At 46.1% G+C, this 15148-nt stretch carries 11 protein-coding genes; 5 read left to right on the plus strand and 6 right to left on the minus strand.

Features of this window, described 5'->3' with window-relative positions:
- The first annotated feature begins 114 nt into the window (after positions 1 to 114).
- From AC27KT_RS05145 to fdhD, 3 genes are read left to right on the plus strand one after another with little or no spacing between them, the layout of a single operon-like run.
- On the plus strand, positions 115 to 1026 hold the full coding sequence (locus AC27KT_RS05145; RefSeq protein ID WP_487127963.1) for a LysR family transcriptional regulator: 912 nt from the start codon (positions 115 to 117) through the stop codon (positions 1024 to 1026).
- Positions 1019 to 1657 carry a molybdenum cofactor guanylyltransferase gene (gene mobA, locus AC27KT_RS05150; protein ID WP_487127965.1) on the plus strand — a complete coding sequence of 213 codons (639 nt, stop codon included), beginning with the start codon at positions 1019 to 1021 and terminating at the stop codon, positions 1655 to 1657. The genes AC27KT_RS05145 and mobA overlap by 8 nt, the downstream gene beginning before the upstream one ends.
- Positions 1647 to 2426 carry a formate dehydrogenase accessory sulfurtransferase FdhD gene (gene fdhD, locus AC27KT_RS05155; protein WP_487127967.1) on the plus strand — a complete coding sequence of 260 codons (780 nt, stop codon included), beginning with the start codon at positions 1647 to 1649 and terminating at the stop codon, positions 2424 to 2426. Before mobA ends, fdhD begins: the two co-directional genes overlap by 11 nt.
- Positions 2427 to 2487: 61 nt before the next feature.
- Here the strand turns inward: fdhD and AC27KT_RS05160 are convergent, their stop codons facing one another.
- A complete protein-coding gene (locus tag AC27KT_RS05160) occupies positions 2488 to 4812 on the minus strand; it encodes an FdhF/YdeP family oxidoreductase (protein ID WP_487127969.1) in 2325 nt (774 codons plus the stop codon).
- A gap of 296 nt (positions 4813 to 5108) precedes the next feature.
- Between AC27KT_RS05160 and AC27KT_RS05165 the strand changes: the two genes are divergently transcribed.
- The gene (locus tag AC27KT_RS05165; RefSeq protein WP_487127971.1) at positions 5109 to 5507 is read left to right on the plus strand and encodes a LysR substrate-binding domain-containing protein; all 399 of its coding nucleotides are present in this window, start codon (positions 5109 to 5111) and stop codon (positions 5505 to 5507) included.
- A 210-nt stretch (positions 5508 to 5717) separates the two neighbouring features.
- A complete protein-coding gene (locus tag AC27KT_RS05170) occupies positions 5718 to 6182 on the plus strand; it encodes a GNAT family N-acetyltransferase (protein ID WP_487127973.1) in 465 nt (154 codons plus the stop codon).
- A 133-nt stretch (positions 6183 to 6315) separates the two neighbouring features.
- On the opposite strand, the gene AC27KT_RS05175 is transcribed toward AC27KT_RS05170, so the two are convergent.
- The 5 genes from AC27KT_RS05175 to rne all read right to left on the minus strand — a co-directional run bounded on the left by AC27KT_RS05175 (position 6316) and on the right by rne (position 14446).
- Entirely contained in the window at positions 6316 to 7143 is an 828-nt protein-coding gene (locus AC27KT_RS05175; protein WP_487127975.1) for a haloacid dehalogenase type II, read from the minus strand.
- Positions 7144 to 7224: 81 nt separating this feature from the next.
- Positions 7225 to 7902 carry a response regulator transcription factor gene (locus AC27KT_RS05180; protein ID WP_487127977.1) on the minus strand — a complete coding sequence of 226 codons (678 nt, stop codon included), beginning with the start codon at positions 7900 to 7902 and terminating at the stop codon, positions 7225 to 7227.
- Positions 7903 to 7946: 44 nt separating this feature from the next.
- Entirely contained in the window at positions 7947 to 9512 is a 1566-nt protein-coding gene (locus AC27KT_RS05185; protein WP_487127979.1) for a sensor histidine kinase, read from the minus strand.
- Between the two features lie 259 nt (positions 9513 to 9771).
- Positions 9772 to 10914 carry a phosphotransferase gene (locus AC27KT_RS05190; protein ID WP_487127981.1) on the minus strand — a complete coding sequence of 381 codons (1143 nt, stop codon included), beginning with the start codon at positions 10912 to 10914 and terminating at the stop codon, positions 9772 to 9774.
- Between the two features lie 106 nt (positions 10915 to 11020).
- Entirely contained in the window at positions 11021 to 14446 is a 3426-nt protein-coding gene (gene rne, locus AC27KT_RS05195) for a ribonuclease E (protein WP_487127983.1), read from the minus strand.
- Positions 14447 to 15148: the final 702 nt, after the last annotated feature.

A 15148-nucleotide genomic window follows, 5' to 3' on the forward strand; every position in this document is an offset into this window, starting at 1 on the left:
ATTTTTGGAATTTTTGGCTTATTCTAAAAGCATGCGTTTAATGTACTTACAAGTCAAGCGTTCCATTGGTAAAATCATGATAGAAGCTATCTATCATGATTAAGGTATTGGTCTTTGGATATTCGTCAGCTCCGGTTTCTGGTCGCGTTAGATGAGACGCAGCACTTCGGTAAAGCGGCTAAGTCGTGCAATGTTACACAACCCACGCTTTCTTCACGTCTTCATAATTTAGAAGATGAGCTTGGCATTCAGTTGGTGGCTCGCAACCACAGATTCCAAGGCTTTACACCGGAAGGTGAAAGAATTTTGGCATGGGCAAGGAATATCTTAGCGGCGTGTGACGGATTACAAGCGGAAGCTGCATCGTGCAAAGGCGCCTTAGTTGGCCGACTTCGGATCGGTGCCGTTCCTCTAGCGAGTGTCGATCCTATCGACATTATTGACACCCTCTCAAAACAGCACAGTGCACTACAGTTTTCCTTACAAACACATAGCAGTGAGTATATCGTTAACGCGCTACACCGTAACGAGCTTGACTTGGGTCTTTGTTACCTAGAAGGCATGAGCGCGCAACACTTCCATATTTTGCCGTTTAAAGCTACACCTATGGTGTTGGTGTATAACGCTAATCATTACTGCTTTGAGCAAGGTACCCTAAGCTGGCAGTCTCTTTCATCACTGCCACTTGGATTATTAACACCTTCAATGCACTTTAGGCAGTCAATCACGTTAAACATGGCAAATGTGGGCGTGAACAATGAGCCTGTTATTGAATCAGACTCGGTTCATTGTTTACTGCAAGCAGTGAAAAAGGGGATGTGTTGTACGATCCTTCCAACCAACGTCGCAAAGGCCAATGATGATTTAGGACTCGCCTATGTTACTGTTGACGATGGTAAAACCATTTCGCCTTTAGGGCTCATCATGCGAAAAGGCGAACCCAGCTCTCCCATTGCCAAGCAATGCTTTGAGTTTTTAAAAGGATATGAGGAGATTTTCAACAAAGGGGGCATATGCAGTGAGTAAAGTGAATACGACACTCATCGGTTTAGTGCTTGCGGGTGGTCAATCGCGCAGAATGGGGCAAGATAAAGCACTTATGCGTTATCAGGGCCGTACTCTCATCGATAATGCTTCGTTACTTTTACAGGCAGCGAGTTGCGATAAAGTGTTAATTAGCCGCAACGCGCCAGGCTTTTTGAATGACAAAATTGAAGATGCAGGTCCGCTTAGCGGTGTACATGCTGTTTTAGACGCACTATCTCAATCTGATAATCACAATGGCAATCCTTGTGAACTACTTGTTCTTCCCGTTGACATGCCGCAGATGACGCCCGAACTTTTGAGAATATTAATTTCGCGAGGGCGCGAGGCTGAAAAGGCATGTTATGTGGAAAAACGTTTTTTGCCTTTCTATTTACCCGTTACGCAGAACACCAAAGCCCTCTTAGCCAACTATCTAGTTGAGCAAAGTAAAAGACGAGTGGTAGGATTTTTAGAAATTCTCAATGCAGTTTCTCTTAAAGAAGCCGACCTCAAAAAAACAGCGCTTAAAGATGAAAGCGATAACAAAAAGCGTCTCGCAAATATGTCTAATGAAGATGACGTAGAGTGGCTGAATGTGAATACTCCAGGTGATTGGCCACATGAAAAGTAATATTGAACAGCACGCATTGGTTTTAGATGCTGCACCCTATACTCAAAAGTTTGCCCTTGCCGAAGAAGTCGCTTTAAGCATTAGTTATAACGGTATTAATTATGCCGTAATGCTGATAACGCCAAAAGACATTGAAGATTTCATTCTGGGCTTCAGTTTAAGTAACGACATTATCGAACATCCCCGCCAGCTTTACGGTATTGAATTAACGCATCACAAAGAACACATCAATGCTGAAGTTGAAATTGCCAATCAGGCGTTCTGGAAGTTAAAGGAAAATAAACGGCAATTGGCGGGAGCGTCGGGCTGTGGGCTCTGCGGTGTTGAGGCATTAGACAACGCTTTGCCTCAATTGACGTCTATTGATGTATCGCCTTTACCCGATGTGAGCTGGTTTAAAGGTTTGCGTAGCCTTATAAGCAACGCTCAAGCATTAGCGCAGCAGAGCGGTGCAGTACACGGCGCACTTTATCTTGATACTGAGCGCAATGTATTGGCGTGTCGTGAAGATATAGGAAGGCATAATGCTTTTGATAAATTAATTGGGGCAATCGCGGCTAATAAACTGTATCAGAAGGATTTCCTTGTAGTACTGACCAGCCGCTGTAGCTTAGAACTAGTACAAAAAGCGATACGAGCGAAATTACCTTTGGTCGTCACGCTTTCAGCACCTACTGCATTATCAGTTAAGTGGGCTAACCGCTATGGCGTTTCCCTTATCCACGTGCCTAAATATGATCCACCAAGGGCTTATTCACCACAAGTTTAAAGGGGCGTAAGGCTCAAAGAGCATTTAAATGGCCCTGCGCTCGGGGCCAAATTTAATAAGCTTAAACTGCAGAAACCGCTATTCGTCCATCTGCCTCTGATTTTGAAAGTTTGATTGCGATGAATTTCGATGTTGGTGTGAACGTGCCATCACCGTAGCTTTCTAGCGGTACCAACGGATTGGTTTCGGGGTAATATGCTGCCGCTTGACCTTGCGGGATGTCGTAAGCCACCAACATAAACTGTTTAACTTGGCGTGTTTTGCCGTCGTTCCACATTGACGTAATGTCGACTTTATCGCCATCGTTAAATCCAAGCTTCTGAATATCACGTTCATTAACAAAAAGAACGTCCCGCGCGCCAAACACGTTTCTGTAGCGGTCATCCATACCATAGATAGTTGTGTTGTACTGGTCGTGAGAGCGCAGTGTTTGTAAAATGAGGTCCGGCTCTTCACCTTTAGCAACGAGGTCAGCATTTAACAGTGAATCAGGCAGGGCGTTAGTAGCAAACTCGGCTTTGCCCGATGGTGTTAACCAGCGTCTCTCACCTGCTGCATTACCTAAATGAAAACCACCTGGTTGAGCGAGCTTGGTGTTAAAGTCTTTAAAACCGTCTATGGTATCGGCAATGAGCTCACGAATATTGTCGTAGTCGCTTATTAAGAAGTCCCAGTCTACCGGCGTGTTGCCTAATGTCGCCTTCGCAATGCCAGCAATAATAGCGGGTTCAGAGCGAAGTTCGGGCGAGCTTGGCGGAAGTTGGCCATAAGAAATATGGACCATGGAAAACGTATCTTCCACAGTCACGCCCTGCTGCCCGCTTGCCTGCATGTCAATTTCAGTACGCCCCAAACAGGGTAAGATAAGCGCGTCTTTACCTGTAGTTAGGTGAGAGCGGTTTAGTTTGGTGGCGATATGAACGGTTAAGTCGCATCGTGATAGCGCAGCATGAGTACGCGGCGTATCTGGCGTCGCCTGGGCGAAATTACCGCCTAGGCCGATAAAAACTTTAGATTCACCACTTTCCATAGCCTGAATAGCTTGAATGGTATTGTGACCTCTTTCTCGTGGAACGGCGAAGTTAAACTTGCTTTCTAGCGCGTCGAGCAAGGCTTTAGGCGGTACTTCGTTAATACCGACGGTTCTATCTCCCTGAACATTGCTGTGGCCCCGAACGGGAGAGAGTCCTGCACCAGGCTTGCCCACGTTTCCTCGTAATAGCTGGACGTTCACTATTTCCTGAACTGTAGCAACAGAGTGCTTGTGCTGTGTAATTCCCATAGCCCAGCACATAATGACCCGTTCACCACGCTGGTACATGGTAGCCGCGTGGCGTATTTCGTCTTTTGATAAACCGCTCTGCGCTTCAATATGCTCCCAGCTCGTCGCTTCAACTTCAGTTAGATAGTCATTCATGCCGTTGGTATGTGCATTAATAAAGTCGTGGTCGAATACGGGGGGAGCATTGTTCGCTTTGGCTTCGTGTTCCCAGGTCAGCAGCCATTTAGCAATGCCGCGCACAACCGCCATGTCTCCGCCAAGTGCTGGTCTGAAGTAAGCGGTATTGGTTGGGGTTGAGCCATTAGTTAACATCTCAATGGGATGCTGAGGGTGTTGAAACTTTTCTAACCCGCGCTCTTTTAGCGGGTTAAAGCAAACTACCTGAGCGCCTCTTCTTACAGCATCGCGCAGCGGCTCTAGCATGCGAGGGTGGTTAGTCCCTGGGTTTTGACCTATAACAAATATGGTGTCGGCCTTTTCGAAGTCGTTAAATGTAACCGTGCCTTTACCTACGCCAATGGTGGGCTTCATACCTTGTCCCGAGGCTTCGTGACACATATTCGAGCAATCGGGAAAATTATTAGTACCGAACGCGCGTACGAAGAGTTGATATAGGTAGGCGGCTTCGTTACTCGCGCGCCCTGAGGTATAAAATTCTGCTTGGTGAGGTGAAGGTAAACCATTTAGATGTTTAGCGATAAGTGCAAAGGCGTCGTCCCATGAAACGGCTTCATAATGGCCTGTCTGGGCGTTGTAGCGCATTGGGTGGGTGAGTCTACCTTGTGACTCCAGCCAGTAGTCGGTGTGTTTTTTAAGTGCATCGACCGAATATTTAGAGAAGAATATTGGGTCTACATAGCGACCTGTAGACTCCCAGTTCACTGCTTTAGCGCCATTTTCACAAAACTTAACTAATCCATTTTCTGGTGACTCACCCCATGCACATCCCGGACAGTCAAACCCTTTATCTTGGTTGGTTTTGAGCATCGCTCTTAAATTCTTAAGTGGTTTTTCGCTCTGCAGCCAGCTTTGGGTGACGCTCTTTAATGCTCCCCATCCGCCAGCGGGTTTGTTGTACATTTTGATGTTACGCTTATCACTCATGTTCTGCCCCTGTGTCTACGCGGGCATTTGCCCTTGTCTACAAAACCTAACCAAGACTTATTGTCTAAACAGCGTAACCATTCTGGTTACGGTATTCCAATTGATTACGCTAACTAGATGATAGGGTTCATCAATTAACCGCTTATTTCCAGTCGCCTGTCTTTAGTGCATAGGGGGACATGTCTGTGATCTCATGGGAGTAGGGATACACAGCCGAAATATGGGTTACCGAGAGTACCGAAAGAGACACAAAGCGCTCTGCACCTTCAATTACGGTTATATTCGATTCTAGGGATTTGATACTCGTCTTTGCTTTAATAAACAGAAGGTCACCTGTTTCATTATCCCAAAAACACAGACCGACGCGCTTTAACGAGCCAGCGGTATGGAAGTATCACAAAAACGGCAGACCTATTGCCATTAAGCTCACACCTCGTTTTCAAACCAACCAAAACAGAGCGGCTATTAACGCCGCCATTGCAGGCGTTGGGGTTGTTCGGTTGATGTCCTATCAGGTTGCTGAAGCACTTAGAAGTGGTGATTTGGTAAGTTTGTTAGAAGATGTGGAAGACAAAAAGTTGCCTATACAGGTGGTAAGTGTTGAAGGGCGTAAGAACCTTACTAAGGTTAAAATGTTCATTGACTATGTAAAGGCAGGGTTGGCGAACAACGAGTATCTTAACCCTAAGGCCTGAATATTCCAGAGTATCTTGGCCTACGCGTGTGGTGCTCAGGCTGTAGCATAAGTTGCGAGTAAAATGGGTTGCGTTACACTAAACCAATCGTTATCGTCGCAGAGATTTTAAAGTTAGCATCTTAAAATTTGCATTTTGACATCTAAAACTTTAACAGGATCTGTTAAAGGCGCTACTCAAACGTTAATAATAAAAAATCATCGAGGCAACATGGTTTCCTGGCAATCACTTACATTTAATGAACTGACTAATCATCAACTCTTCGACTTGCTCAAGCTGCGGGTTGATGTTTTTGTCGTTGAGCAAAACTGTGCCTATCCGGAGCTTGACGAAAAAGACCGCCATCCGAAAACTCATCATTTAATGGGGTTTCAAGATAACAAATTGGTAGCGTGTGCACGATTACTTGGCGAAGGGGTAAGTTATCCATCGGTGAGTATCGGTCGAGTAGCTACCAGCGAAGCGTTCAGAGGTAAAGGGGCGGGCAGAGCACTTATGCGTGAAGCCATTGATCATTGTGAGGCGTTATGGCCAGGCTGTGATATTGAAATTGGCGCGCAAGAGTATTTAAAACGGTTTTATGAAAGCTTTGGGTTTGAAGCCACCTCGACTATGTACTTGGAAGACGATATTCCTCACATCGATATGAAAAGAGCAGGCACGGCAACAGCGTAGCTCAGTGCCTTGCTCGAAATATTGGTTGGCATGACTTTTCATGGCCCAGGCGTTTAACCTCATAATTATGTTCACCCGTGCCAACCGATAAGCTGTGCTTTTATGTGCACTTAGATACCATCAACCCTAACGCTTATTTGGCATCGGGTAATTGGGAGACTAATTCATCTAGTCCGCTTACCACCGTGTCAGGCGCTATTGCTAACGGGTAAAGTACCTTGCCGGGGCGTGAAATGAACGCGGCTTGCCAGCCTGCCTGTTTTGCACCAGCAATATCCCAACCGTGTGCCGCCACTAACATAGCGTCTTCTGCTGCTATACCCATTTTTTCAATAGCCCACTCGTAAGTGCGCGTATCGGGCTTGTACAGATTGATGTCTTCTACACTTAGTCGCTCGTCAAAATAAGATAAAAGATCAGCATTCTTAAATTGAGTATATACGCCTCGATTAGACGAGTTGGTAAGGCTTACTAGTTTATAACCCTTGTTTTTAAGTGCCTGTAAGCCATCGCGCACATCAGGGTGGGGCGGAAGGCTTCGCAATGGCGTGACAATTGCCGTTTTCGCTTGCGCTTCGGTCAACTCAATACCTTCAATTTCAGCCACCATAAGCAAGGAGGCAACGCCAATTTCTCCAAAGGTATGAAAGCGACCCGTTGTTGAATCAACCAGTGAATGATGCAGCATAGTAGAGAACCACAGTGGCAATAAATCATCTCGACCGCCCAAGGCTTTGCCTACCGAGCTGCGCATGGCGGTCAGGTCAAGCAAGGTCTCATTAACATCGAAAAAGATAACCTTTGGTGCTCGCAATTCACGTGCGGACATTGCTGTATTCTTATCGGGCTGCGCGGCATCTCTGGTGTCTGTCTGAGCAAAGGCAGGTGATGACAATAGACTAATGCCTACAGCGGTTGCGCAACATAGCCTAGAGAGTAATGAAGAAGGTGAGCGAGCCATAGTTATCCTTTATAATTTTTGAACGAGTGTTCAAGTTAGACGGGATAACACATGAATGCAATAGCTAATGAGACGAAACGACTATTTTCTGATGGTCAACCGATAGCCGTTGCCTCTCAGAGTTTCAATAAATATGGCATCACTGCTGTGAAGTTTTTGTCGCAGCCTACTGATATATACATCAACAACATTAGTTAGTGGATCGCTGTGACTTCGCCATACTCGACTTAGTATGCGTTCTCGAGACAGCACTTTTTCAGCGTTTTCGGCGAAGTAGTAGAGCATGTCGTATTCTAGCTTGGTGAGTGAAATCTCTTCTCCAGACAAAGTCGCAATACGTGACTCGTCATCGATGTTTAATGGTCCGATGGTGAGGCCTAAATGGGTAACCGGTGTATTCGTTACTCTTCGGCGTAAAGCCGTTATGCGCGCAAGCAGTTCGTCAAAGTCAAATGGCTTGCACAAATAGTCATCCGCGCCTTGTTTTAAACCATTCACACGCTCGCGCACTTCGTCCACCGCGGTTAGCAACAAAACCATAGGGGCATGGGGAAGCGATTTGATCGCGGGCAGCAGCGCTACGCTATCTTCATCACCAAACATGCGATCAAGTACAATAATAGCAGGGCTTTCGTGGCGAATGCGCGTGACTAAGTTGTGTAATGCCGATTCTTCGATACATTCGAAACCTTCAGCGCTTAAGCCTCGTGAAAGAAAGCGTAGTAAGGGGGCTTCGTCATCAGCAATAAGAATTTTCATTGTTGTTATGATCCTAGTCGTTCGATGTTACTTAACGGTTGTTATTAGGGCGTCAGTTGGTCTTGTAACACTGGCAGCGTCAACGTGAACTGCGAGCCTTTACCTAATGTGGAATGCGCACTCAATGTACCGTGGTGGGCTTCTGCTATCGCTTTAGCGATGGACAGACCTAGCCCCATTCCATTGCCTTTGCGTTTTAACCTAACGAAGCGTTCAAAAACGTGCTGCAAATCACTTGAAGAAATACCTTCACCGCTATCAATGACTGATACATTGATATTCGGACCTTCGCCTTCGACGCGCAGCACAACGGGCGTATCGGGATAAGAATATTTGTGCGCGTTTTCGATAAGGATGGTCAGTACCTGCACAACTCTGTCTTTGTCGATGAGTACTTGGACCTCTTTATTGGCTAGCCACTTGAGATCTAAGTCTCTTGGCTTTGTGAGCTTTTGCCATAAAGACATATTTTGTATAAGCAGGTTATGTAAGTCCGATTTAACCAAATCTACTGTAAATTCGTGCATCTCGGCGCGCGCTAGCAGCAGTAAATCATCAACTAACTTACTTAAGTTCACGGCTTGCTCAAGTATGGTTTCTAGCGTTTCTTTATAAATCTCGTTGCTAGCTGCAGCTTGTCTTAAAGTAACCTGAGCTTCGCCGCGAATAATGGTTAACGGCGTGCGCAATTCGTGACTAACATCAGCCATAAATTGACGGCGCTTTGTGTCTAACTGAGTGAGTTTATTGTTGGCTTCTTTTAGCGCCCGGGTTTGGCTTTCCACTTCAAACTCTAAGTGCTTACGATGGGCATCAGCCTGGTCTTCGTGTTCCCGTAGTCGCGCTATCATGGAATTTAGTGCTTTGACCAAGTCAGTAAATTCGCTATCCAGGGTTTCAGGCAATCGATAGTGATAGTTTCCCGAGGTAATGGCATCGGTACCCGTGCGAATGACTGTTAGCGGCTGATACAGGGCATTGAATAGCCAATAGCAACCCAGCAGAATAAAAGGACAGGTGATAAGGCCTAAACTGATAGTAAACCACACAATGCTGGTGTTTAGCGTTTCAATGCTAGCGTTAATGCGCGATACAACGCCTGTCTGGCGGTTTACTGCAGAGTTGATGGCCTCCCTAAACTGGTTGTCGATAGTAACCTCTAGTAATGTTTGAAGGCGCTGTTGTTGGTTAAGTGGGGTGCTGTCGTTACTTAGCGCGATAGCTCTAAACTCTTCCACAATGCCTTGAATAAGCGCCTCAAGTTCATCAGTATCTTCAACGCTTCCTAGCGTTGCCTCAAGCCCTAGTGCTTCGCGTTGTGCAAGTTCAAGAGATTTTATACGGTTCAACGAGTTTTCTATTTGTTGTTGCTTATTTCTCACTTTCGCTTGGTTCGCATTCTTGCCAAAAATAAGCTCATCGGTTAGCTGTTTGAAAAGCCTATAGGAAATACTTGATAACTGTTGGTGTTCTGACAGAAGAGATTGAGCGAGCTGCGCTTGCGCTAGGTTAGTGCGTGTTAAATGTGCAGAAATAGCTGCACTGGCCAATGCTATCAACAAGATAAATGTGGACAGTAGCCCAAAAAGATAAAGTTTACGTTTGTACATTGGCAGCGGCATTATGATTGTTTTAACTATATACGCTAAATGTAATTTAATAGTGCAGTCTCACGGCAATAAAAGTGATTCTGAGCTGGTGGGCTACAAGCGATATGCCGGTTGAATTGATGTGAAAATTGAACTTACAAAAGGGTGCGGGGAGAAGAAAAAAACGTGTTTATAAAAGCACGAATCTAGGGCCTGTTGACCTGTGTTCTACAACGAAGGCCAGCAGGCCTAGTCATGCTCACTATGAAAAAGTAAACGTTTAAGTACTGCGCTCTAGAATAGACAAGGCGATATCTGTTTGATACTGAAGCTCTTCATCTATTTTCCAGTGTTCGGGGCTCCAACCCGCCAAGAACCGATAAAAGTCAGCGCAGGCGAAGGAATACAAATACTTCCATTCAGCAATGATTAGGGCAATATCAGCACGCTTGAAATAGGTTTGGCTGTCATTGCTAGACAATCGAGCGTGAAGCGCATCTTCGAGCGCTTTAAAGTAGCTATTAAGCAGTGCATCACGATACTTCATATGGGTTTGGGTCGACAGGGCACTGCCCAAAAAATACGCCACGTCCTTTATGCCTGCGCCATACCCCACGTACTGAAAGTCGACGGCTGCACAGTCAGAAAAATCTTCGGTAAAACAAAAGTTAGCCACTTTAGCATCGCCGTGCACCAAAGTGTGATAGTGAGCGTTGCTTAACGTGTTAGCTATAGCGACAGCATGTTGTTTTAGTGATCCATCCGGCATGGCGTGAAACTCGTCTTTACGGGTTGCCAAGTGCCAATAAGTGCCCTCAGGCCATAACTGTATATTTCGGCAATTAAATTCATCTCTTACATTGACAAAGCGTGCATGAAAGTTGGCTAGCCATTTTAGAACAGTGATGCACTGTGCAGCGGTAAGGGAAGAGGCGGTGCGAGAATAGCCGCTGTGTGCTAAGTCCTCCATAACAAGAAGGGAGGCTTCGCCCTGTTGGCTGTGCCCTAAATATTTAGCTGTGCGACACGAAGCATCCGTTTGGACTTGAACATCGTTATAAAAACAATTCTCTACCTTAAAAGATTGGCGCTTACGGTTGTGGCTAGCTTCACCATTCCAGCCTTTAGGGTGTGAGAGCCTGTGTGGCGGAGTGGCGCATTTCACGACTACTTTTATCGCGGCTTCTTCTCCACCTTGTTGCGCGTCACGTGGGTTTTGTTGAGCTCGGTGATACTGGCTTTCTTGTAAAGGGCTACTCTCGTCGTGGTTCTTTGAGAAAGTATTATTGGAATAGGCCAAAGTGGCACGAAAGCACGCACCGTAGCCACTCCAAAGAGGTTGAATCATTTGTGTGTCTAATACTTGCGCGTTACACACTTGGCCTAACCAATCTATATACTGCTGGTTTACCGTATCTGACATTTTATTCTCAACTCGGACTCGATGTTAAACGTACACTAACAAACAAAAAAGCCGCTCGAAAGCGGCTTTTACGTCAATTAGCTAGTAGCGCACTAGCAGCTGAAACTTATTCAGCTACTGCTGCTACTTCGGCAACGTCATCTACCGACTGAGGAAGCGTTGTTACTGCTGATGCACGCGAAGTAACGTGCGACATTGCCGCAGTTTTACCCGACACTGCAAGTGCAGGTCGTGTGTCGTCAGCTTTAGCGGTAAGCGCTACATCAACAAATGCGTCGTTTACTGCTGCAGGCAATGCCATAGGGTGCGATGCACCACGCTTTCCTTTGCCACTCGCTGCTAAGCTCGAAGAAGGCGCTGCTGTTTTTTCGGCTTCTTCTTTAGCCGCTGGCGTATCTGCTTTCGCTTCTTGCACCTGTGCTTCTGGTTCTGCAACTACAGGTGCGTCAGCCAAGTTTATTTCAACTTGCTCTGGCGATGCTGTTGCTTCGTCTTTAGCTTCTGGCGCCGTAGCTTCTTGCGCAGTATTAGCTTGCGTTGCTTTACCTTCAACTGCAGGTTCAGTCTGTGCTGTCGGGGCCTTTTCTTCGGCGCTGCTTTCTTGCACAGAAGTTTCGGTCGCTTGAGCAGACTCGACTTCAGTCGTGGCGTTGTCGCCAGCTGACGTTTCCTTTTGAGTTGAATTAACAGGTTCTGCTGAAGTTACTTCTTCCGCAGAAACTTTATCGCTCGCTGAAGGCTCTTTACCCGCTAAAGGCTCTATACCCGCTGAAGGCTCTGCATCAAACTGAAGTTCGTCTTGAACAGCTTCAACATCGAGCTTAGCTTTTTCTTGCTTATCTTGTCTAGAAACGGGTTGCTCGTCTGCCGGCGCTAGTTGTCCAGGCTCTTGCGCTTGTGTTTCTTCAACAACAGGTGCCTCGGTTTTAGCTGTTGCTTCAACTTCAGTTTCCGCCTGCTGTGGTGACAACTCACCAGGTTGTTTAGCTTGCGTGTCTGTATCGTCAACTTGCTGCGACTCTTTCTTACGACGTTGACCTGCTGCGCGAACATGACGTGGAGAGCGGCGTGAACGGCCACGGCCTTCACGCTTCTGACCTTGCTCTTCACTATTAGCGTCGGTATTTGCATCAGTATTTTCAACGGCATCACTAGTTACCGCAGATGAGTCATCTTCACCCTTAACAGCATCCGATACTGGCTTCGCTTCAACAGGTTTTTCAGCTGACTTTTTCTCTGCTTTCACTGTTGGTTTTTGCGCATCCGGCTTCGGCTCTGCCGTGTTTTCAACCGGAGTCTCTGCTTTCGGCGCTTTCGGCTTAGTGTCAGCCTTAGCTTTCTGCTGCACTGGCGTTTCTTTGGCTACTGGTGCGGCCTGCGCTTCGTTTTGTTCAGCAGTATTTACCGCGTTGTCATCTTTCTTCACACGAACGCTGCGGCGTTTATCACGACGTTTTCTACGTTCAGCAACTTCACGTTTCTTCTGCGCTTGGTTCTCTTGCTGCTCGCCATCTTGCCTTTCGTGCTTAGGCTTTTGTTGCTCATCGCGTGGTTGCTGTGCCTTACGAGGCTTACGACCTTTGTTATTGCGCTTATCATCTTGATCTTGACGCTGGTCTTGTCTCTGGTCTCGTTGTTGTTCGCTGCGCGGTTTGCGATTATCCTGCTGCTCACTATCGCGGTTTTGGTCTTTACCTTGAGACTGATTGCCACGACGATTATTCTTGTTACGCGGCTTGCGACGACGATCGTCATTGTTGCGGCTGCGGTTGTTTCTATTTTTATTACCAGACTGTGGCTTCTTGTCTTTATTGGTTTCTTCTTCGCTTTCGCTACCGAATAAATCACTAATCCACTTACCAAATCGTGCAAATAGCGAAGGCACATCGTCGGCTTTCTTCGCTGGCTCTTCTTTTGGCGCTACAACAGGTGCAGCCGTTGGTGCAACAAGGCCTTTAAGTGCTGGCTCTTCACGCTTAACCGGTGCAGAAGTCGTCGTTTCCGTCTCAGCTTCTACCGCAGGCATTAACTCTACGTCATAGCTCGCTTCCGAAACAACGTCATCTGGGCGTCTGCGTAATACCTGGTAATGCGGTGTATCTAGATTTGCGTTAGGAATAAGTAACAAGTCAACACCGTGGCGCTTTTCTAGAAGCTGAATAGACTTACGCTTTTCGTTAAGTAAATAAGTCGCTACCGGAACGGGTAACTGCGCTTCAATTTGCCCTGTGTTTTCTTTAATGCTCTCTTCCTCCAATATACGAAGAATAGACAGTGCCAAAGACTCAGTGCCGCGAATGGTACCGTGACCAGAACAGCGCGGGCACACATGGTGAGCAGATTCACCTAGAGAAGGGCGTAAACGCTGGCGAGACATTTCCAAAAGGCCAAAGCGAGAAATGCGACCCAGTTGTACTCGTGCTCTGTCGCTTCTTACCGCGTCTTTCATGCGGTTTTCAACTTCACGTTGGTGACGAACTGGCGTCATATCAATGAAGTCGATAACAACCAATCCGCCTAGGTCGCGAAGGCGCAGCTGTCGGGCAATCTCGTCTGCTGCTTCCAAGTTAGTATTTAGCGCTGTCTCTTCAATATCGCCACCCTTAGTTGCGCGGGCAGAGTTGATATCAATTGACGTTAGTGCTTCAGTGGGGTCAATAACAATTGAGCCGCCAGACGGTAAACGCACTTCGCGTTGGAAAGCAGACTCAATCTGGCTTTCGATTTGGTAGTGGCTAAATAATGGTACTTCACCACGATAAAGCTTTACGCGGTTGGCAAAGTCAGGGCGTACTAATTGAATGTGCTGTAACGCTTGTTCGTAGATACTGGTTTTATCAATAAGTATCTCACCAATATCGCGACGTAGGTAGTCGCGGATAGCGCGTACGATAACGTTACTTTCCTGGTGAATTAAGAAAGGAGCTTCTCGCTCTTCTGCTACCTCTGAAATCGCTTCCCAGTGTTTAAGCAAGACTTTTAAATCCCACTCTAACTCTTCGTAAGATTTACCTACACCAGCGGTGCGGACAATAAGGCCCATACCGTCAGGAAGATCTAACTTGCTTAGTGATTCTTTAAGCTCTGTACGTTCGTCACCTTCAATACGGCGAGAAATACCGCCAGCGCGAGGATTATTTGGCATAAGTACCAAATAGCTACCCGCAAGCGATAGGAAAGTGGTTAAAGCAGCGCCTTTTTGGCCACGTTCTTCTTTGTCAATTTGAACAATAACTTCTTGGCCTTCTTTGATCACATCTTTGATGTTTGGGCGGCCTTCAAATTTGTAACCTTTAGGGAAGTAAGTGCGGGCAATTTCTTTAAGGGGTAGGAAACCGTGACGCTCTGCGCCGTAGTCAACGAAAGCAGCTTCTAAGCTTGGTTCAACGCGGGTAATTTTACCTTTGTAGATGTTCGCTTTTTTCTGTTCGTGCCCTGGGCTTTCAATATCTAAATCGTACAACCGTTGCCCATCAACAAGGGCAACGCGCAACTCTTCTTGCTGAGTTGCATTAATTAACATTCTTTTCATTGTATCTAACTCTGTTTTTAGTACAGCCGTTAAGACACAAAATTAAAGTGACATGTGCAAACCCTCACCGCGCAACCTCACGGCTGGACGGGGACCTTGTTGTATCGTCGCATTATCCCTGGTGGTTGGCCATGTTAGCGCCGTTTTTAGCACTCAAATTCAATTGAATTCGCTTGTGTCTTATTTTCAGACAAATTCTCAAGCAAACTGTAATGGCCACACTGCTTTAAGGATGTCGGGAGCGACTAGCCCTTATTACTGTATTCTTTTTTACAAGCAATTTTATTTGCTTGCGTGTCATTTAATTCTGTTAGTTAACGGCAAACTTATTTTATGTTCGCAAGCAATGGCGGTTGCTTTATCACGGCAGTGTAGTCGTTGCCTCTCTAGCTTGGTTGGCCTGAAAAATAATTTTCATTGCGGATGCTACCAACGCGAACGCCATACTTTTTCGTTTTACAAGTTTGAGCAGCATCGTCATTCTTTATAGATTGCTATCTCTTTCTTGATTGTTGTTTTTATAACGCTTGGTTTCACGTTTTTGAGAGGGGCTTTACTTACCACCTGACATCAAAAACTTATGTGTGAATTGTACCGTCCAAAAAACGTCGTTAATTATCGCACCAAAAACGCTTTTTTAGCAAGGAAAGCAAGTGAATAAATTGTGTATATCTCAATATGTAGGCTGGTAACGAAAGCTAG

The sequence above is a fragment of the Alteromonas sp. 5NW40-0090 genome (assembly GCF_057552975.1).